Source organism: Acidobacteriota bacterium (assembly GCA_009691245.1).
Lineage (GTDB): Bacteria > Acidobacteriota > Terriglobia > 2-12-FULL-54-10 > 2-12-FULL-54-10 > SHUM01.
The window spans coordinates 114,662-135,349 of the sequence record SHUM01000002.1; the positions used below are offsets into that span (position 1 = coordinate 114,662).

Sequence of the window (20,688 nt, forward strand, 5' to 3'; positions counted from 1 at the left end):
GGCTGCTCCGGGATGCGTAACGTTAGCTGGTGAGCGCCGCCAGACCAGCCTCGGCCACCTGCATGTCTTCCTTCCAGTGGCCGCCGGAAACGCCGATGCCGCCAACCAATTGCTTCTCAATTTTGATTGGATAACCGCCGCCGAAGATCACCAGGCGAGGGGTGTGGGTGATGCCGTGCAGGAGCGGTGGGTCGTCCTTGACGAAGTCGAACCACTGATGCGTGGCCACGCCGAAGCTGATCGAGGTCCACGCCTTGTTCTGCGAAATCTCGATGGACAGGACCGGCGCTCCGTCCATGCGGGTGTAGGCTTTCAGGTTGCCGCCTTCATCGCAGATGGCGATGCACATGGGCCGCTTCATCTCAGCCGCTTTGGCCTCGGCCGCGGCGAGCATCTTCTTGGCCGCCTCGGCAGAGATCGTCTGTTTGGTAATGGTATTGGACATCAACACTTTCCTCCGTGGGTTGTTGGGAGCATTAGGGTGCGCGGGCAAATACTTATGATATCTCTGATTGGCGTAAATAGTAAGAGCGAGTGGCGTGGACAGGCGTTGGGGAATGGCAACCTGGTCTGCTTGCTGACGAGGGCGGCTCTGTCACTTCACCAGGAAGTAGAAGGCGATGCCGAAGCCAATGACCGATACGATCGCGCGCACCAGCTTGGGGCCCACGCGGCGCGCCAGTCGCGGGCCAAGGATGCCGCCGAGCGCGGTGCCGGCGAAGATGGTTCCGCACTCCACCCAGTAAATATCGGCGAGCAGGACGAAGACCACGCAGGCGATTCCGTTGATGAGCAGGCCCTGGAAGACTTTCAGCGCGTTCATGGCGTGGATGTTTTTTTGACCCATCAGACCGAGGGCGGCCAGCATCAGGATGCCAATGCCCGCGCCGAAGTAGCCACCGTAGCTGGCCACCAGAAACTGAACGAACATGGCCAGCGCCAGGCCATAGCGCGACTTCTCGATGGCATGCGCTTCAATCTCGAATAACCTCATGAGCTGATTCTGGAAGGTGAACACCAGCGCTGCGAATAGCAGCAGGTAGGGAATCATTTCGTTGAAAACGGTCTCACCCGTCCTCAGCAACAGGAGCGAGCCTACCAGTCCGCCGAGCAGGCTGGGTCCGGCGTAGCGCAACACCCATTGGCGCTGCGAGGCCAGCTCATTGCGATAACTCCAGATGGAAGTAGAGATGCCGCCCATCACCGCCCAGGTATTAGTGGCGTTGGCGGAGATGGAGGGCAGTCCAGCCCACAGCAAAGCCGGAAAAGTAATCAGCGTGCCGCCGCCGGCGATGGAGTTCATCACGCCCGCTGCGAGTCCAGCGAAGAATAGGATGGTGGTTTTCCACTCAGCGGGCATAAGTTAAGTTCCTGTGAAAAGCAAGCAAAGCAGTGAATGGTGAGTGGTGGAACACGGTTTACGTATGAATAGCTAAAAAGCTGTTGTTTGACCTATTTTAACGCATCATAAGGGCACGGTTTCAACCGTGCCAAACCGTGGCTCTCAGACCCGAGGCTTTAGCCGCTGAGGGCCAACGACGCACCTCAGGGGCTAAAGCCCGTCATCGTTACGGCCTCCATCGGCACGGTTGAAGCCGTGCCCTTACGATCGCCAAACGAGGTTATGCAACAGTCCCTATTGTCCTTCACCATCTACCGCTCACTACTGACAACTTATCACTCACTACCCGCCAATCACTACTCACCACTCACCAGCCGGGCGGGCTCGACGTGAATCAGCACATCGGCCACGGCGGGCACGCGCTGCCGAATGCGGCTGCGAACTTGACCGGCGATTTCGTGCGAATCATAGACGCTCAAGTGCGGAGCCACTTCAAGGTGCAGGTCCACGTGATAGCGCAGGCCTGTCTTGCGCGCGAAGCACTTCTCCACGCCGAGCGCGCCGGGCACGCTCAGGGCCGCCTCGCGGATGGCGCGCAAAACGGGCTCGGCGGGCATGGTGTCCATCAACTCGAGCGCGGGGTTCCACATAACACGGAAGCCAGTGAAAATAACGACGAGGCCCACGGCGGCGCCGCCAAAGTGATCGGCGGCCAGAAAGCGCTCCGGGTCAGAGAGCGTCAGGCCCAGCGCGGCCAGCGCGACCGCGGCGGCGAGGATATCCACCGCGTCATTCCAGGCATCGGCGATCAGCCCTGCGCTGCCGATCTGCCGGCCGAAGTGGAACTTGGTGTAAGTCAGCAGTCCTTTTACGACGATGGTGATCAGCAAGGCCCAGATGCCCAGGATGGTTGGCGGATCATGATGGATGCCAACCTGGTCGAGCGAACGCAAGCAGATGGCCACGCCGGCTCCGGTCAGGATCATGCCGACGAGCAAGCCAGCCAAAATCTCCGAGCGACCGTGGCCGTAAGGGTGATTCGCATCGGCGGGGCGCGCGGCGTAGATCATGCCCAGCATCACCGCGCCGGAGGCGATCACGTCTCCGGCGAACTCGAAACCAGCAGCGGTGACGGAAGTGGAGCCAATCGAGATGCCGACCGCGATATTCATCGCCGCAAGCAGACCGCTGCCCACCACGCCGGCCAGCGCGACACGCCGCCCCAGCCGGTGCGCGTCAACATCAGAAGGCTCAATTTCCAGAACGTTATTCATAGTCGAGTACTTCACCGGGCAGGTTCTCGAAGTTCTCCAAACCAGGACAGCACGAGAAGACCGCGTCGGCCATTATAGCGGAGAGCGCCTCCGTGTGCCTGAAACCATTCCGGCGAACCCGTTTAACGACCAGTTAATTATGGGATAACTCCGTCCTCCAATTCACTTTCAAGCCTCCGAAATCAGTATGATATAATCCGGTCTATTCAAGCGCCCCCCGCCCGGGCAGCAGCCGGGAGCAAGCGACCGAGAGGAGCAATCATGAATTTCTTTACGACATATTTCGGAAGGTTCCTCGGAATGCTCCGGCGCATCGCCGCAAGTTCGCCTGTCGAAGTACCGCTGTTCGGTCTGATGATGTTGGCTCTGATGTTGGGCATCGCTACGCCGAGGCGGTTGTTCGCGCAGGATGCGGCCACCGGTGCAGGCTCCAACGCTCCCGCCGCAACAGAAGCGATGCCACTTATCCGCGACGAGGAAGTGGTGTTAGCCGTGGGAAACATTAAGATCACCGCCGCGGAATTCAAGGAAATATTAGGATCACTGCCACCGCAGTTCGCCGCGCTTTACGGCCAGATGGGCGCAAAGGCATTTGCCGAGCAGTACGCCAGCCTTCTGGGTCTCTCGCAGGAAGCCGAGAAGCGGGAGTTCGACAAGACCGACCAGTTTCGCCGCATGTTCGAGTTTGAGCGCCGAGTGGTATTGGCGCAGGTGATGGCCAACCAGATAACCAGCACGGCCGGCTCGGTTAGCGACGAAGAGGTTAACTACTACTACACCACGCACGAATCCGAGTTTGAGCAGCTCAAAGTCCGGGGCATATTTATTCCGGTAGTTACCTCGACGACTCGGGCCACGGTGAGCGCGGCCCCGCCCGGAACGCCGCGTACCGGAGCGAAGCCGCAGTATAACGAGCAGATGGGCCAACGGCGCGCCCTACAGATTCGTTCGCTGGTCATTAGCGGCATGGCCGACATGGCGGCTCTGGCCAAGACCGATTCCGATCATCCGACCTCCGCCAAAGGGGGAGACTTTGGCTTCGTGCGACGCGGCGAACTGCCGCCTGCTGTCTCCACCACGGTCTTCGGCATGCAGGTAAATCAGGTGAGCGCGCCGCTAAGAGACAAGTCGGCGACGAAGGGCGGGTTCTACATTTTCCGCGTGGAGGCCAAGCGCTTGCAGCCGCTGGCCGAAGTGAAGGAAGGAATCCGCTCCTCGCTCAGCATGGAAAAGCTGAACACCTACCTATTGCAGATCCGCGAGAATTATCCGGTAACCTACCATCCCACTTTCTATAATGTTCTGGAGCCGGCCAAGCCAGCGGCCAGCACCGCGCCCGCTCCAGCGAGCGGTGGACGATAATTACCTTGAAGTTCCAGCAATCCGAAGCCAGTGTGGAAAACCCTGTGGAAATGCTCCCAACGAGATACCGCAGTCGTTAACAATTGCGCCGCTTCGTGCGGTTTGCACCAATATTCAGCAATCGCCTATCGAGATTTTATCCATAAATTTGACAGTTACATACAGAAGACTATTGGACATTCGCCGATGATTTACTGGAGGTTGCAGCGGGTCGTAACCAGAGAGGTATTACCATTCACATAGATGATCAGCCGCCAAAGGCGTAGGCTGGCGGTACGGAGTCTTCCCAATAGAAATATATGACCGGCAATTGAAGTGATGAGAGTGGAGGTTAGTACGCGCTCTTCTGGCCGGAGGGCAGCTTCATGGGGATGGTAATCTCCTGGGCGCTTTCCTTCAATTCATGCTGCTCCCCGTAGGTTTGATAGCCGCGAGCAATCACCTGAATCTTCACCGTCCCACGGGGGATGTTGCTTAGCACCACCACGCCCTTCTGATTCGCTTTCGATTCCCAAGATACGCGCTTGTCTCGGCGTAGACGGCGGTCCACCTCGAAACGCACCACAACGTGGGCATTGTAGATCGGCTTCTTGCTTTCCTGTTCCACCACCTGCACGGTCAAGCGGGTCGTCTTCTCTGTTTCCGGGGTCAACACCTCAGGCGACTGCTCATCGCGAGCCAGTGGCGTAGGATTTTGAGCTGCCGATCGTTGCGCGGGCAGCGCAGCCACCATGGCCAGCAAAGCCAAAAGAATCGTCGCTGTGATAGGCCTGCTCATCGCGTCCTCATCTAGTCGAAGGTAGTCCTAAAAATCCTCGCGTGCAATATGAGCAATTCTACCACAGCTCCCGGCAGCCAGCATCCATCTATGGTGTCCATGAAGTTGGATGCAAGATCGTCTTGACACGCTGGGGACCCAGACCTATGATGTCTCTCAGGTGAGGGTGGCAGGTGGTGGGTCAGCGGCGGAATCGGCCTTCTAACGAATGCAATGCAGCGAACCCTACCATGGTGGATTCTCAATAGTATTGGGGTCGTAATCTAGTCAAGTCGCAGTTCGTTAGTACACGATAGTTGAACAAAGACAAGCTTTGATCACGAAAGAGGGGTCTCTATGAGCAAGAAGAACTCTGTTTGGTCGGGATTGTGCCTGCTGGTTTTGATGGCGCTGGTAGGAACGGGTATTGCGCAGGCACAAAACGTCGGCGCCATCTCTGGCAAGGTCACAGATACCTCCGGCGCGGTCATCCCCGGAGCGACCGTTGAGTTGCGCAATCTGGATACAGGTTCCTCGCGCACCGTTACCTCGGACGGGCAAGGCAACTACCGCGCGCCGGAAGTTCCCCTCGGCAGCTATCAGTTGGATGCCAGCTTCACCGGCTTCCAGAAAGTTCAGCGCACCGGCGTACAGATCACGCTGGGCCGCGACGCCACCATCGACTTCCAACTCTCAGTCGGCGAAGTGCAGGAAGTGGTAACGGTAACGGGCGACGCGCCGATGGTGGAGACCACCAAGGCGGACATGGGATCGCTGGTCACGCGTGAGCAGATCTCCGACCTGCCGCTGCGCTCGCGCGACTTCTCGCAGTTGATCACCATGCAGGCCGGCGCGGTGCAGTACCGCCACACCACGGGCAGCGACATCGCCGGCTACGGCGCGCGCATCTCGGTCAGCGGCGCGCGCACCAGCTCGAACAGCTTCACGCTCGACGGCGTGGACATCAACACGCCCAACCAGATGATCCCCTCCGGCGTCGACGGCGCGATGCTGGGGGTGGAAGCCATCCGCGAATTTAAGGTGCTGGGCAGCAACTACAGCGCGCAATACGGCCGCGCCGCCGGAGCGAACCTGCAGGCCGTCAGCCGCTCGGGCACCAACCTGTTGCACGGGTCGCTGTTCGAGTATCTGCGCAACGACAATCTCGACGCCGCCAAGTGGGAGACCAGCGCCTTCAAACTGAAGAAACCGGAGTTCAAGCGCAATCAATTTGGCGGCTCGGTCGGCGGACCGATCATCATGGACAAGACCCATTTCTTTACGACGTATGAAGGCGTACGCCAGGTCTTTCCCCGCTCGGAGGTCTCCGTGGTGCCCTCGACTATCGCGCGGCAGGGAGCGAACGTAAGTCCCGTGATCCGCCCCTATTTAAATCTGTGGCCGACTCCAAATCTTACGGAACCCGCCACGGGCCTGGTGGCGGACTGGGCTAATAATGATATTCAGAAGATCAACGCCGACTACGTGAGCGGGCGCATCGATCATCAATTACACGCCAACCACTCCATCTTCGGACGTTACACGATAGACGATTCCGGCCTGACCGACCCGGACACAATTCCGCTGTTCGGGGCCGATGCGCGCATTCGCAATCAATATATAACCCTGGAAGAGCGCAGCATCATTTCCCCAACCACGATCAACGCCGTGCGCCTGGGCTTCTCGCGCTCGGCGCAGTTCTCCGATATCTATGAGATCAATGCCCCGCCCGCGGCGCTGTCGTTCGTACAGGGCCGGCCCTTCGGCGGCATCTCCACCGGCAGCGGCGTTACGGGGTTGACCGGCTACTCCGGCAACGGCCCGCGCAACTACATCCTGAATATTTTTCAGGTCTATGACGACTTTACCTGGGAGCGCTCCAGCCATTCCATCAAGCTGGGATTCACTTACGAACATTTCGTGTTCAATCGCAAGGGCCTGTCCCGAGCGGGAGGCGCGTGGACCTTCGGCAACCTCACTTCTTTCCTGACCAACGGCACGCCCACCCGTCTGCGCATCATGGGTCCGGAGCAGTTCGTCGATGCCCAAGGCCGCACGCTGCGCACCGATCCGTACCGGACGGCATTGCAGGACCTGCTCTCCGGATATTTTCAGGATGACTGGCGCGTGCGCACGAACCTGACGCTGAATCTCGGCGTGCGCTGGGAGATGACCACGGCAGGCAAGGAAAAGCACGGGCGGCTGGCCAATCTGCGCAACGCGCTCGATCCCTTCCCGACCGTGGGCGACCCGCTCTACGACAATCCCACGGCGGACAACTTCATGCCCCGCATCGGCTTCGCCTGGGACCCCACCGGCTCCGGCAAGACTTCCTTGCGCGGCGGCACGGGATTGTTCTATGAGCCTATCCTAGCCCGGCAATATCTGAACAGCATTGACCGCCAGCCGCCCTTCTGGGTGGATGTGGATGTGCGCACGGCCGACATCGCTCGCGTGAATGCATTTCCCAATCTGACCCCGGTGCTGGCCCAGTTGGCCACAGGCCCGCAGGCGCTGCACGTTACCGATTTCAATTTGAATAGCCCGTATATTTTCCAGTGGAACCTTGCCGTGCAGCACATGATGACGCGTACGTCGGTGGTGGAGCTTGGCTACACCGGCTCGCGCGGCGTGCATCTCTCCAGCCGCCAGGACCTGGCCGTGCCCGTGCCCGTCCGTCAGGCGGATGGCCGCTTGTTCTATAATCCCAGCCGCAGTGCCATCTCGGACCTGCTGAACCCGAATTTCTCGCGCATGGAGTGGTATTCCACCGGCGCGAACTCGAAATATCACGGACTGCGCGCCTCCTTCCAGCAGCGCATGAGCAACGACCTGAACTTCCAGGCCAACTACACTTTCTCGAAGGCCATGGACAACTCCTCGACCACCATCAGCGGCGAAGTGGGCGACTCGACCATTCAGAACGCCTATGACATGATGGCAGACTATTCACTCGCCGATTTCTACGTGAAGCACAACTTCGTAACCAATTTCACCTACCAGCTTCCCATTGGCCAAGGTAAGAAGATTGCCGGAGGCATCGGCTCGTTGAGCAATGCCTTTATCGGCGGCTGGCAGATCGCCGGGGTTTTCTCGGCCATCACCGGCACGCCGATGTCTGCCACCAGCAATAATCAACTCTCCCACACGCTGTTCGGCGGGGGCGTGCGGCCTGATCTGAAATCGGGTGGCGATAACAATCCGGTCTATGAATCCCCTGAGGTGCGCGCGGTCCCTGGATTGTTCTACTACGATCCCACCAATTTCGCCCCGCAGTCGGGCGGCCGGGCCGGCGCGCCGTCGGGCTACTACGGCAATCTGGGCCGCAACACCATCATCGGACCCGGCACCACCACGGTTGATTTTTCACTGATGAAGAATGCGGCGATAACTGAAGGCAAGAACCTCCAGTTCCGCGCTGAGTTCTTCAATATGCTGAACCGCCCGAACTTCTCCCAGCCGAGCGCCCTCATCTTCGATTCGGCGGCGGCATTTGTGGCGGAAGCTGGTCGCATCTCGTCCACGGTCGGCTCGGCGCGGCAGATTCAGCTCGCGCTGCGCTTTACCTTCTAGCAACTGAAGCGGAACCAACTTTTCACTTTCAACGGGCCCGGGGGCATTGCCTTCGGGCCTGTTTCTTGTTTTACTAGGCGCTCGGATTCACTTTCCCCTCGGAGCAGCTCCCCCCGAAATCGCGATTGGAGTAGTGTATTTGGTAGTCCCAGTACTACTGAGACTCCGGTTCCATTTGCATCCGCGCCGCGCGACTGCATACTGGCGCTTGATGGGACGCGAAGTGTGGCGCCGGTTCATTGATGTGGAGAATTGGCAATGGAAATGGCGGTCGGCAGGCTTGGGAAGGAAGCTGGCTTGATGAAGATTCTGAACGCACCTCGCTACGCGGCCATGCTGGTCGCGCTCTACTTTGCGTTCGCATGGTGCGCGACTTCCTTGTTCGCGCATGGTGATCCTGGCGGGCAGATTGAGGCGGTAACCGCCGAACTCGCAGCCCATCCTGGCAACGCGCAACTTCATCTCAAGCGCGGCGAGCTGCACCGCAACGCGGAGTTCTTCCTGTTTGCCAATGACGATTTTGATCGCGTCGAGAAGATTGATCCTTCCATCACCTTGGTCCACCTGGCCCGCGCGAGGAACTACCTCGGCTGGCGGAAGCCCGCGCCGGGCCTGGAATCCATCGAGCGCTATTTAGTCACCGAGCCGCCCGACGCGCTGGCCGCCGAGGCGCATGAAGTTCACGGCAAGCTGCTGGCCGCTCTCCACCGTTCGCTGGAAGCCGCCGCCGCGTTTACTCTCGCCATTGAACGTTCCTCCTCGCCTTCGCCTGATCTGTTTATGGAGCGCTTCGGCGCGTACCAGTCCGCGGGATCGGCTCATCTCGACGCGGCGCTGCGCAGCCTCGACCAAGGCATTGCGCGGCTTGGCCCCATCGTCAGCCTGATGCAGCCGGCTCTCGAGATGGAGTTGCTCTTGCACCGCTTCGACGCCGCGCTCGCCCGCGTGAACCAAATCGCCGCCACCATGCCGCGTCCGGAAACCTGGGTTGCGCGCCGTGGCGAGATACTCATGCAGGCTGGTCGCGCCACGGAAGCGCAGGCGGCGTTTCAACAGTCTTTAGTCAAGATCGAATTGCTGCCGGCGCGCCATCGCGCCACGCCGGCGACTCAACAACTCGAAAAGGAAGTTCGTAGCAAGCTGAACGCGCTGGAAGAATCGACGATCGCGGCAAGCAACTAACGGGGACGGCGCTGCCGCTTCATATTGTTTGAGGAGAAGTAATCATGCATTCCATAAGCACTGCACCGCGCCACAAACGCTCCGCCATCCTGCTGCTGGTGGCGCTCGCCCTGCTGACCGCGGGGCCGCTCGACGCCGCCAGTCTCACGCGCGGGCCTTACCTGCAAATCAGCACGCAGACCAGCATGGTGGTGCGCTGGCGCAGCGATGTGGCAACGAATAGCCGCGTGCGTTACGGCACCGCGCCCGGTTCGCTGACGTCCACACTGGACAACGCCTCCTCGGTAACCGAGCACGAGATCACTCTGGCCGGACTTTCACCGAACACCACGTACTGGTATTCCGTCGGCTCCACCACGTAGACGCTGGCCTCGGGCAACGATACCTTTTTCCTGACCGCGCCCTCCACCGGCAAGCCCACCCGCGTGTGGATACTGGGCGACGCCGGCACGCTCACCGCCGGCCAGCAGAATGTGCGCAATGCCTACGACCGCTTCACCGGTTCGCGCCACACCGACCTCTGGTTGATGTTGGGCGATAACGCTTACAACACCGGCACCGACGCGGAGTTTCAAGCGGCCGTGTTCAACATGTACCCCCAGATGCTGCGCAAGAGCGCACTGTGGTCCACGCGCGGCAATCATGAAAGCGCGACGTCGGGCGGAGTGCCTGTCTACTACAACATCTTCAGCATGCCCACCGCTGCTCAGGCCGGCGGAATGTCCTCGGGCACCGAGGCATACTATTCATTCGACTACGGCGACATCCACTTCATTTGTCTGGACTCCTACGGCAGCAGCCGCGCGGCAGGCTCGGCGATGCTGAACTGGCTGCAAGGCGACATTAATTCCACTACCAAGACGTGGATCATCGCCTTCTGGCATCATCCGCCGTATAGCAAAGGCTCGCACAATTCCGACACGGAAGCCGAGCTGATCGAGATGCGTCAGAACGCTTTGCCCATACTTGAGGCGGGCGGCGTTGATCTGGTCCTGGGCGGGCACAGCCACTCCTACGAACGCAGCTTCCTGCTCGACGGGCACTACGGACTGTCGGGCACGCTGATCCCGGCGATGAAGAAGGACGCCGGCAGCGGACGTCCTGGCGGCGCCGGCTCGTACAAGAAACTCTCGCCCAACCCGCAAGCTCCCAACGCGGGCGCGGTCTATGCCGTGGCGGGCAGCTCCGGCCAGGCCACCGGCGGCACGCTGAATCACCCGGCGATGTTCATCTCTCTGAACAACATGGGCTCGATGGTGCTGGACGTCGACGGCAACACCATGCACGTGAAATATCTGCGCGACACCGGCGCGATCGACGACTACTTCACCATGCAGAAGGTCTCACTCGGCAACACCGTGCCGCCGAGCATCACCACGACTTCCGTTCCTGACGCCATCACCAACACGCCCTACTCGGCTTCCTTCGCCGCTGACGGCGATCAGCCCATCGTGTGGTCGCAAATAGCGGACGCGCTGCCTCCGGGCATGATCTTCCACCCGACCGGCACGTATTACGGGACGCCGACCGCGGCGGGGACATACAACTTCACGGTGCAGGCTTTGAACGTCGCGCCGGCCGATACACAGGCCATCACGCACGTCGTCGTATCCGCTACACCAGGCGCTCCTGTTTCGCTGGGAGCCACGGCCGTCTCCGCCAGCCAGATCAATCTCGCCTGGACCGACACCGCCGGCAACGAAACCGGCTTCAAGATCGAACGCTCCACCGACGGCGTGAACTTCACCGAGATCACTACGGTGGGCGCCAACGTAACGGCGTACTCGAATACGGGACTGAACGCTTCCACGCAGTACACCTACCGCGTGCGAGCGTATAACGTCGCCGGCGATTCGGCTTACAGCAATACATCGGCGGCGACCACGCAGAGCGGCGCGCCGGCGGCACCCACTTCGCTGTCAGCTGCCACGGTTTCCAGCAGCCAGATTAACCTTACATGGACCGATAACAATGGCAACGAGGATGGCACCAGGATCGAGCGCTCACCCGACGGGGTGAACTTCGCGCAGATCGCCAGCGTCGGCGCGAACATCACCGCCTACTCGAACACAGGCCTCGCGGGGGGAGCAACGTACACCTATCGCGTACGGGCCTACAACGCCGGCGGCGATTCGCCTTACAGCAACACCGCCAGTGCGACCACTCTGGCCGGACCGCCCGCCGCGCCCACATCATTGCTACTCACTTCGGTCTCCACCACGCGCATCGACCTGCACTGGACGGACAATTCCAGCAATGAAAGTAACTTTATGATTGAACGCTCCACCAACGGCAGCACGTGGATGGTGATTGCCACATTGGCCCCGAACGTGACTACATACTCGGCCACCGGCCTGAACCGCAACACGCGCTACTACTTCCGCCTGCGCTGCTGGAACGCGGCGGGCTTCTCAGCTTACAGCAACACCGCGAACATCAAGACCAAGTCGCGCTAACTGTTCGCCCGCCAAAATTCCGCGCCAAGAAAATCGCTTGACGCGGCTACCAAACCGATCTGGTAGCCGCGTCATCCCACCGTTGGATGGCGCGGGATTTTCGACGCCCGTAAAGGCTGTTCCCTTCTCCATAATTTCGCTATCCTAGTCCGGAGATCTCACGAATCCGACTGGGGGCCAGCGCCATGTTTACCCTTGAATTTCGCCGTCCTTATCTTCAACTCTTCGCCACGCTTTTCTTCGTTGCGACATTCGTTCCTACAGGGGGGATGGCCCAAAATCCAGCCCCACCGTCCGTCCCCATGCCTGACGCCCCTCTTCCTGATCCCAGCGAAATGGGCACCTACTCGCTGATCGTGCGCGACCCGGCCACCGGCGAGATGGGGCTGGGCGTGCAATCGAAGGCCTTTGGCGCGGGCAACCGCGTGGTTACCGCGCGCGGCGGACTCGCCGTGATCGCGCATCAGGCGGTGTCCAATCCCATGTTCGGCGCCGTGGGCATGACGCTGCTCGAATCGGGCATGACGCCGCAGGAGGCCATGGACTTCATGGTAAAGGGCGACAACGGCGCGAATCGCCGCCAGATCGCCATGCTCGATTTTCAAGGGCGCTCGGCGGCATGGACTGGTCCCGGCGCCAGCGATTGGAAGGGTCACAAATGCACAGAACTTTATTGTCTGGAGGGCAACACGTTGGCCGGGCCGCAGGTGTTGGAGGCCATGGAGAAGAGCATCACCAGTTCGCGGGGCGCGCTGGCCTACCGTTTGCTCGATGCGCTGGACGCGGCACAGGCCGCTGGCGGCGACTGGCGCGGAATGCAGGGCGCGGCCATCGTCATCGTCAAACCCAACGCCGGGCCGTCTGGTTATAACGACCGCGCCCTCGATCTGCGCGTGGACGATCACCGCGAGCCGCTGAAGGAACTGCGCCGACTGGTCAATATGGACCGCGCCAACAGGCTAATCGCCGAGGCCAATGAGGCGTTGACCAACCGCCGCCCCGACCTCGCCTATGAATTGGTAAAAGCGGCGCGTGATGCCTCTCCGGAGAATGACAATGCATGGGTGGCACTGGCCAATATCAGCGTGCGCCTAGGTCAGAAGGCCGAGGCTGTGGTGGCGCTCAAAAAAGCCGCCGAGTTGAATCCCGCGAACAAGGTGAACCTGCCGAAGAACCCTATATTTGAAGATCTACACAAGGAATTACAGATAACATATTGAAATGATTGGCACCAGAGAGAGTCTTGATCGGCATAATTCTACCAAGGAACGGATATCCATAACCGGACAGTGGTTTACTAGGATGGCCCCCCTATGGCTTACTGGATCATTCTTAGCAATCGGCGAGCCTCCTTATTCCTCAGAAGTCGATGTAGTGTATCGATACTTCCTCGCGTGCTTCTCTGCACCATGGCGATGGCGCTGCTCTCCTGCAACAATGCGCCTCCTGCTCCTCGCGAACAGAGCGATCAGTTACTGATCGCAGCGGCGTCCAATCTTTCCGAGGCGTTCCAGCAAATCGGAGATGACTTCCGGACGCAGACCGGAATCGTCGTCCAATTCAATTTCGGAGCCACCGCGCAGTTGGCTCAACAGATTGAACACGGGGCCGCATTCGACCTGTTCGCCTCCGCAGATGTTAGCCATGTGGACATGCTGGTGAGGGGCGGCAAACTGGTGCCAGAAAGCCGCGCGATTTATGCGCGTGGGAAGTTGACCCTGTGGGTGCCGCCGGGCAGCAGAAGCAACATCAGCAGTCTGCGTGATTTGGAAAATAACTCGGTCCGGTTCATCGCCATCGCCAATCCGGAGGTCGCCCCCTACGGCGCTGCGGCGGAGCAACTGCTGCGATCGTACTCGTTGTGGGATAAACTCGAACCCAAGCTGGTCCGCGCGGAAAATGTAACCGCTGCCGAGCAGATGGCCGCCACCGGCAACGCCGATGCGGCGTTCACCGCATACTCACTGGTGTTTCGCGATCCAGGAACGATCATTCCGTTGGACGGTGCGGGACTCGCGCCCATCGATCAGGCGCTGGGCATCCTGACCAGTTCAGCACACCAGCAGAATGCTGCGCGATTCGCCGAGTTCGTTTTGCGCGGACCGGGCCGAGAGATTCTGCGGGCGTCAGGATACGACCTGCCTTAACGCGGGCGTGGTTAGTGCACAACTAACTTACGAACGAAATTTCCTTGCTGGCTGGAGTAAGATCCAACTCGTGAGCCAGTTGATAAAACCGCCGCAGTCCTGCGATATTTTGATCCCCAAGAGAGAAGTCAATATTGTTGGTCAGGTAGTTGAGAATCAGCTCCGGCGCGAGGCCGGTGCGCGCCTGCTCCTCCGGCACAATCTGATCGAGATGCTGGAGCGCGTAGGCCGCTGACTCCTGAAACGCCGCCGTCAGCCCCACCTGCCCATCCAGCAAGGCTTGGGAACGTATGGCCCATATAGCAAATACAAAAGGCAGGCCTGTCATCTCGCGCCAGTCATCGGCGAGATCTCGCACCAACAAGCCGGGAAAATCCGTGGCCAGCGCAGGATCGCCGATCATCATGGCCGCGTCGCAGGAAGCGAGCATGGCAGGCAAATCCGGCGCGTGCGCGACGATCCTGGGTGCGATATGGTAATGTCGCGCCATCAATATTTGTACGAGACAAGCCGAAGTCCGCGAAGAAGTATCCAGCGCGACGCTGCGAATTTGGTCGAGCGGACACTTCGAGAGCAGCAGAACACTGCGCACGGGACCGGACGACGACACGGACAATCCCGGAATAATCTGCAACCCCTCTATGCGCTGATACTCGATGGATGGAATAATCCCTGCGTCCGCCACCCCAGATCGTAACGCGTCCGCGCACAACGACGGCAGCATGTTGGTTACTGCAAACCGCTCGCGGTGCGGACCATGCACCAGACCCCAGACCAGCGGGACGGAGTTGAGATAGGAGACGGCGGCAACGCGTAAAGTTGGAGACATAGTGAGTGGAAATCGGCGTTGGACGTTTAGGATTTCGCGGCGGTAATCTCCCTCGCGGGAAGAACATCCATAAACGCTGAAACTGAAAAGACGGCGTTGCCCGCGCCCGGCGCTCCGTAGCCCGGCGGCGGCGCAAGCCGATGCCGCGCCAGCGTGTCGCGATAGGTTTGCAACAGGCGCAGGTGATACTCCAACGGCGCGGGCTCCTGCAAGCCGAGGTTGCTCAGCGGTTCTGGGCACCAGGTGGTAAAGCGCGGCGTGATGCCGTGCGACATGAAGAAGTCGAGACCCGCCCCTGTTGAGCGTATGGCCTGTTCCACATCGGTGAACCCGTGCGGGCGCGCCATCTCCACGCCGCCGACAAAATTGGGGATCACGTTCGTCGCGCCGAAGACTTCGCGCGCGTCGAGGATGCGATCGATCCACGTTTGCCGTCCGATGTAGCTCGACTTGCCCGGACACAACCACGCGAACAGACGCTCGTCCCACACTTCGTAATTGGGATGATAGATTTTGATTCCTGCCTCGCGGAACGGCCGCAGTTGCTCGGCGGGCATGGCCTGCATCACAGCTTTTCCGATCCAGCGGCCCGGATAGCGCGCTTCAATCGCTTGGGCGTAGCGCAGATAGAACTCCGACTCGGACTGCCCGCGCAACTGCGACGTTACGCTCCCGCCTGTCAGTGTGTAGGCCTTGGCGCGCGTGTCGGAGGCGGCGATCAGGTCGAGCGCCTCCAACACTTCATCGACATCCTTCACCGTTGTATAAACGCGGCCGGCGGCGCGCTGCTGATCGAAGTTGGGGTTGATGTCGCAGAAGCGGCACTCCTGATCGGTGCCCACATACTGGCAACGGCGAAACGCGGTGAGGTAGATGAGGTATCCCCACTCAATCACCGGCGCGATCTCAACCACAGGCTTGCCACTCGACAATGTCTTGCCGTAGTGCGCCGGCCTGGGCGGCAACTCGACGCGCGCAATCAACTGCCCGTCTAGCCACAATGCAAAGCCATCATCGTCGCGACCCAGCAAGTAGGGTGACTCGGGGTTCAATCGAACGGAGACAATCGTTCGCCGCAATAAGAACGGGCCGCCCGTCAGAGCAATCTCCTCCGGGGCACGGAGATTCTCCTGATGACTCATCTCAGTGATGGGAGTACGGTCGAATGAAAAAATGAAGTAAGACTTCTCCTGATAGGGTTGCTGCGCGGCGCCGTCATTTTTTGGCGCGGTGCCCCCAGCGCGCAAAGCGTCCCCCAAAGACAGACCAAGGCGCAGCAGATCCTCCTTGAAGAAGACCTCGCGCGGAAGGTCGGGAAACTCTTCCATCTTCGCGGAAATATAGTCGAGCCGATGGGTGATCACAATCCTCTATTTTGCCTTAAGCGCACCATCAAGCGCCAGAATTACTCCTGGCCGGACAATAGCCGATTATTGCCAATGAATTGATAAGCCGCTATCCTTATCGGCATGGTAGACGGAATAAAACTTGGCCTTAGGTTCCGCGGCCCTGAAGTAGATGACGGCTCTATGGATGTAGAGGATGCCATCTCAGCGCTTCAAGGTCTTTCCAATGCATATTCACTTCTTACTGCCGAGCTGGGCCCATATTACAAGTCTCACCTGAAAGTCTCCGAGGTAAAAAAGAATCGACGGAACTAACTGTTCTGGCGTGGATATTTTTTAGCCAATCACCGAATCCACTACAGTCTTTGGAAATGGCGAAGGATTCTGTCAAATGGGTACTTGGAAGTATTGTAAAAATCATTCAAGCGAAGAAGCACATTAAGAATCATCCCTACGAAGTCGCTGTTAAAGGCAATAACAATAATGTGGTAATCATCAACGGCGAGGGAAATAACTTGGAATTCCCACACGAATTAGTCCCCCTGCTACGAACGAAGAAGCTTGACTCTGAATTGCATAAGATTGCCAAGCCGTTGGCACAGGGCAGGATTGATAGTGTGGAATTGCGTTCGGGAGATTTGACAGAGTCCATTGAAGCCAGCATCTCCGTCGGGGAACGTGAGTATTTCAGCGTTGAGGAAGTTGCCACAATTATCACCAAGGAAAGTACATTGGATGGTTTTTTGGAGTCGATAAACAAGGAAACTCGAAGAGGAACATTTCACTTACGTAATGGCAGGGGCATCCCCTACCATTACAAAGGAGAGAATCCTACAAGTTTCTTCCTGGATTTTGGATACGCGGGCCTCGTTCGGGTTTCATGCATGGCCTCCTTCGACTCGGACCTTCAGCCAATAAAGCTTGATATATTCTCTGTTGATAAATTGCAGAGACCAATGCTTTACGAGCCGCTGGACGAAGATTAATTTTAGGCCATGAGTTAGTATCGCTCACAGCAGGTGCTAGTTAGAATTACCCTCCAAGCTCCGACAAGCACCTAAGAAGTTTGAGCAGCCACCAGCGCCAGATGCGCCGCGCCGAACAACCCTGCTTCACCGCGCAACTGGGATTGCACCACGCGTGTGCCGCCTTCGGCGTAGATGTAGGAGCTTCGCTGCAACTGCTTGAACATAGCTGGCGCGTAGGCGTCCCACGCTTCGGCCACGCCGCCGCCAAGCACATAAAGCGGCAAGTTCAGAGTATTCACCAGACCCGCGAGTGCAATGCCGAGGTATTTCCCCACGGATGCGTAGATTCGTCGCGCAACGTCGTCGCCTTCCTGCGCGCAGCGGAAAACCAGCGCGGCTGTCAGCGGCTCGCCCGAGACAACCGCCTTGGACAGCAACGAGTCGGACGAGGACTGAATAGCCGCGCGCGCCTTGCGAACAATCGCGGTTGCGGAGGCCTTGGTCTCCAGGCACCCAGTGCTGACGCAGCCGCACTGAGAACCACTCTCACTGACCATGACGTGGCCCACCTCACCGGCCATGCCGAGGAACCCATGCCAGATTTTCCCGTCGAGGATCAGCCCGCCGCCGACGCCGGTGCCCAGCGTGATCAGGCACATGCTATCAACATCACGACCGGCACCCAGCCATTTCTCTCCGAGCGCGGCGAGGTTCGCGTCGTTATCCAAATGAACGCGTGCGCCCAGCCGCCGCTCCAATTCGTCGCGTACGGGAAAGTTTTCCCAGCCCGGCAAATTGGGCGACCGCCGGAGCTGCCCCGTTTCGCGATGAATGATGCCCGGCACGCCCGCGCCGATGCCCGCCAGCGTGGCCTCCGGATTGCCAGATGCCCCGTGTTTGGCAATCAACACCTGCGCCGACTCGCATAATTGTTCGATCACTCGGTCGCGTCCCGCCAGCGTCTTGACGGGGGATGAAAGGCGCTCCAGCACACGGCCCGATTCATCCACTGCCGCGACGCGCAGACTCGTCCCGCCTAGATCCACTCCAATAGCAAATCGCATCAACCCTTTCCCTTCCCGCGCGCCCTGGGCATTCTCCCCGGCTGGCAATGAGGACAGAAGTGCGTGCTGCGCCCGGCCACGATGATGCGGCGGATCGCGGTCTTGCACTGCTGGCATGGCTCTCCGGTGCGCTGGTACACACGATGATGCATCTGGAACCAGCCCTGCCTTCCCTGCCCGTCCACGTAGTCGGAGATGGACGACCCGCCGGCTGAGATCGCCTCTTGCAGAACAGCGCGGATCGACAAGCGTAGCGCGCTGGCTTGTTGAGTGCGGATTCGCGCCGCGATCTTCGCCGGATAAATTCCAGCGCGAAACAAACTTTCATCTGCGTAGATGTTGCCTAGCCCACGAACAAATGACTGATCGAGCAGCACCGCCTTGACCTTCGCTTTGCGTGCGCGCAGTCGGGAGATAAACTCCGCTTCACCAATCTCCAGTGGCTCGGGACCCAGTCCGGCAGGCGCGCCGGTAGTGCCGCCCGAAACCGCGCCCTCGGAAACACGCACGCGCCCGAAGCGGCGAATGTCGGCGAAGTGCAACCAGCGGGGAAGTTTGGCGGACGCTTGATCTCGCTCCGAGCCGACGGCATCGTCCAACTCGAATATGAGATGCGTGTGCCGGGAATGCGGCACGCAGGAAACTTCCGAGGTAAGCCGACCCGTCATACCCAGATGTACCAATAAGGACTGGCGGCCCATCGCATCGCCGGGCTTGTCGCCTGCCGAAGTGAGGCCAATAAGAATGTTCTTCCCGCAGCGCGCGACCTCGACGATCCGCGCGCCGCCAACCTGTTCACGCATCCGCTGAGGAGGCGCATCCAGCAAGCGCCGCAACGTCGCGGGCCATTCGCCGGGCCGCTGCTCAGCCGGAAATTGCAGCGCAAGTATTTGCCGACCGATCAGCAATGGGCGCAAGCTGCGCACTACGCTCTCGACCTCTGGCAATTCAGGCATAACCAACAACTTACCATAGCCGCTGCTTCACGTCAGGGCACGACTTCAGTCGTGCCGGAAGAGCCGCCATATCAGCCGGGGCTTTAGCCCCTGAGGTTGGTTCTTGATCGCCTTTGTTTACAGGGCTTAGGACTACTAACCCTCAGCGGCTAAAGCCGGGTTCGATGACTCCCCTACGGCACGACTGAAGTCGTGCCCTGACGGAAAATCTAGGTTGTCACGCAGACTCTTCAGTTGTGCCTGACATTCTGCAAAAACGTGTTGCAAATTTGAAATTGACCCACTACTCTCCCCCTATTTGATTTGCGATATAATGACTTTCTCGTCCTTGGAATTTCACTCTTGCAGGAGGATACTGCATGCCAGCAAAAGGTTCTGTGACGCCCAACGGCTCTCCGGTTTTACAGGTGGGCACCACCAAAGGAATGTTCCTATTCACTTCTGACCGCGCCCGCAAGAGCTGGCGCATGACCGGCCCGCACTTTCCGGGACATATCGTTTACGCCTCGGCCTACGACGGCCGCGCGGGGCGTCGGCGGCTGTGGATGGCTTCCTTCCACTTGGCCTACGGCGTCACGCTGCGCCACTCGGATGATTTCGGCGCGACCTGGTCCGACCCGGCTGAGACGCCCATCAAATTTCCTGAAGATACCGGCGCGGCGCTGAAGCAGATTTGGCAGATCGCGCCCGGCCCAGCCAATCAGCCCGATACGATCTACTGCGGCGTCGAGCCTGCCGCGCTATTCGTCTCGCGCGATGCCGGGACGAGTTGGTCGCTGGTGCGTGGACTGTGGGATCATCCACACCGCGAGAAGTGGAATCCCGGCAACGGCGGGCTGTGCATGCACACCGTGCTGCCGCATCCGACCGATCCAAAGAAGATGTTGATCGCGGTATCGGCTGCGGGCGTCTATCGCACCGAAGATGGCGGCGCGACCTGGCAAGTCAGCAACAAGGGTCTACGCGCGGACTTCCAGCCGGAGAAGTATCCCGAGTTCGGCCAGTGTGTTCATAAGATCGACCGGCACCCGTCGCGGCCGGAGCGCTTCTTTTTGCAGAATCACGGCGGCATCTATCGCAGCGACGACGGCGGCGCGTCGTGGAAGGATATCGGCAAGGGCGTCCCGTCCGACTTCGGATTCTCGATGGTGGTGAACCCAAATGATCCCGACACGGCGTACATCTTCCCGCTCGCCGGGGAGATGCGCTGCGGCCCCGACGGCAAGGTGCGCGTCTATCGCACACGCAACGGCGGCAAGAAGTGGGAAGCGCTTACGCGCGGCCTGCCGCAGAAGGATACCTACGAAACCGTATTGCGCGATGGCATGGCCGCCGACTCGCTCTCGCCCGCAGGCATTTACTTCGGCACACGCAGCGGCAAGCTGTTCGCGTCGCGCAACGACGGAACTTCCTGGGAGATGATCGCGGAAGG

Annotated in this window: 16 protein-coding genes and 1 pseudogene; 9 read left to right on the plus strand and 8 right to left on the minus strand. The window is 59.6% G+C overall.

The window, feature by feature from the left end:
- Positions 1-22: 22 nt before the first annotated feature.
- The 3 genes from EXQ56_01265 to EXQ56_01275 all read right to left on the minus strand — a co-directional run bounded on the left by EXQ56_01265 (position 23) and on the right by EXQ56_01275 (position 2,616).
- On the minus strand, positions 23-445 hold the full coding sequence (locus EXQ56_01265; protein MSO19087.1) for a heme-binding protein: 423 nt from the start codon (positions 443-445) through the stop codon (positions 23-25).
- Between the two features lie 150 nt (positions 446-595).
- A complete protein-coding gene (locus tag EXQ56_01270) occupies positions 596-1,360 on the minus strand; it encodes a sulfite exporter TauE/SafE family protein (protein MSO19088.1) in 765 nt (254 codons plus the stop codon).
- Between the two features lie 338 nt (positions 1,361-1,698).
- Positions 1,699-2,616 (minus strand): cation transporter, encoded by a 918-nt coding sequence (locus tag EXQ56_01275; GenBank protein ID MSO19089.1) that lies wholly within the window; start codon positions 2,614-2,616, stop codon positions 1,699-1,701.
- Between the two features lie 261 nt (positions 2,617-2,877).
- On the opposite strand from EXQ56_01275, the gene EXQ56_01280 reads away from it, so the two are divergent.
- Positions 2,878-3,978, plus strand: coding sequence for a hypothetical protein (locus EXQ56_01280; GenBank protein MSO19090.1), 1,101 nt, complete (start codon positions 2,878-2,880; stop codon positions 3,976-3,978).
- 331 nt (positions 3,979-4,309) lie between these two features.
- Here EXQ56_01280 and EXQ56_01285 read toward each other — a convergent pair whose 3' ends face one another.
- Positions 4,310-4,756: a hypothetical protein gene (locus tag EXQ56_01285; protein ID MSO19091.1), complete on the minus strand. Its 447-nt coding sequence runs from the start codon at positions 4,754-4,756 to the stop codon at positions 4,310-4,312.
- Positions 4,757-5,092: 336 nt separating this feature from the next.
- Between EXQ56_01285 and EXQ56_01290 the strand changes: the two genes are divergently transcribed.
- The 6 genes and pseudogenes from EXQ56_01290 to modA all read left to right on the plus strand — a co-directional run bounded on the left by EXQ56_01290 (position 5,093) and on the right by modA (position 14,093).
- A complete protein-coding gene (locus EXQ56_01290) occupies positions 5,093-8,308 on the plus strand; it encodes a hypothetical protein (GenBank protein MSO19092.1) in 3,216 nt (1,071 codons plus the stop codon).
- A 258-nt stretch (positions 8,309-8,566) separates the two neighbouring features.
- On the plus strand, positions 8,567-9,490 hold the full coding sequence (locus tag EXQ56_01295) for a hypothetical protein (protein ID MSO19093.1): 924 nt from the start codon (positions 8,567-8,569) through the stop codon (positions 9,488-9,490).
- A 44-nt stretch (positions 9,491-9,534) separates the two neighbouring features.
- Positions 9,535-10,830: pseudogene (locus EXQ56_01300) on the plus strand (metallophosphoesterase family protein).
- A gap of 411 nt (positions 10,831-11,241) precedes the next feature.
- Positions 11,242-11,946 carry a fibronectin type III domain-containing protein gene (locus EXQ56_01305; protein MSO19094.1) on the plus strand — a complete coding sequence of 235 codons (705 nt, stop codon included), beginning with the start codon at positions 11,242-11,244 and terminating at the stop codon, positions 11,944-11,946.
- A gap of 185 nt (positions 11,947-12,131) precedes the next feature.
- Entirely contained in the window at positions 12,132-13,166 is a 1,035-nt protein-coding gene (locus EXQ56_01310) for a DUF1028 domain-containing protein (protein MSO19095.1), read from the plus strand.
- A gap of 93 nt (positions 13,167-13,259) precedes the next feature.
- Complete coding sequence (gene modA / locus EXQ56_01315) at positions 13,260-14,093, plus strand: molybdate ABC transporter substrate-binding protein (protein MSO19096.1); 834 nt, start codon at positions 13,260-13,262, stop codon at positions 14,091-14,093.
- A gap of 22 nt (positions 14,094-14,115) precedes the next feature.
- Here the strand turns inward: modA and EXQ56_01320 are convergent, their stop codons facing one another.
- Positions 14,116-14,922, minus strand: coding sequence for a hypothetical protein (locus tag EXQ56_01320; GenBank protein MSO19097.1), 807 nt, complete (start codon positions 14,920-14,922; stop codon positions 14,116-14,118).
- Between the two features lie 26 nt (positions 14,923-14,948).
- Positions 14,949-16,250, minus strand: a complete 1,302-nt coding sequence (locus EXQ56_01325) for a radical SAM protein (protein MSO19098.1) — start codon at positions 16,248-16,250, stop codon at positions 14,949-14,951.
- A gap of 389 nt (positions 16,251-16,639) precedes the next feature.
- Between EXQ56_01325 and EXQ56_01330 the strand changes: the two genes are divergently transcribed.
- The gene (locus EXQ56_01330) at positions 16,640-17,254 is read left to right on the plus strand and encodes a hypothetical protein (GenBank protein MSO19099.1); all 615 of its coding nucleotides are present in this window, start codon (positions 16,640-16,642) and stop codon (positions 17,252-17,254) included.
- Between the two features lie 71 nt (positions 17,255-17,325).
- On the opposite strand, the gene EXQ56_01335 is transcribed toward EXQ56_01330, so the two are convergent.
- Both EXQ56_01335 and mutM read right to left on the minus strand, forming a co-directional pair.
- Entirely contained in the window at positions 17,326-18,303 is a 978-nt protein-coding gene (locus EXQ56_01335) for an ROK family protein (protein ID MSO19100.1), read from the minus strand.
- On the minus strand, positions 18,300-19,256 hold the full coding sequence (gene mutM / locus EXQ56_01340) for a bifunctional DNA-formamidopyrimidine glycosylase/DNA-(apurinic or apyrimidinic site) lyase (protein ID MSO19101.1): 957 nt from the start codon (positions 19,254-19,256) through the stop codon (positions 18,300-18,302). The genes EXQ56_01335 and mutM overlap by 4 nt, the downstream gene beginning before the upstream one ends.
- Before the next feature lie 359 nt (positions 19,257-19,615).
- On the opposite strand from mutM, the gene EXQ56_01345 reads away from it, so the two are divergent.
- Positions 19,616-20,688: exo-alpha-sialidase (locus tag EXQ56_01345; protein MSO19102.1), on the plus strand; the 1,073-nt coding region annotated here is incomplete at its 3' end.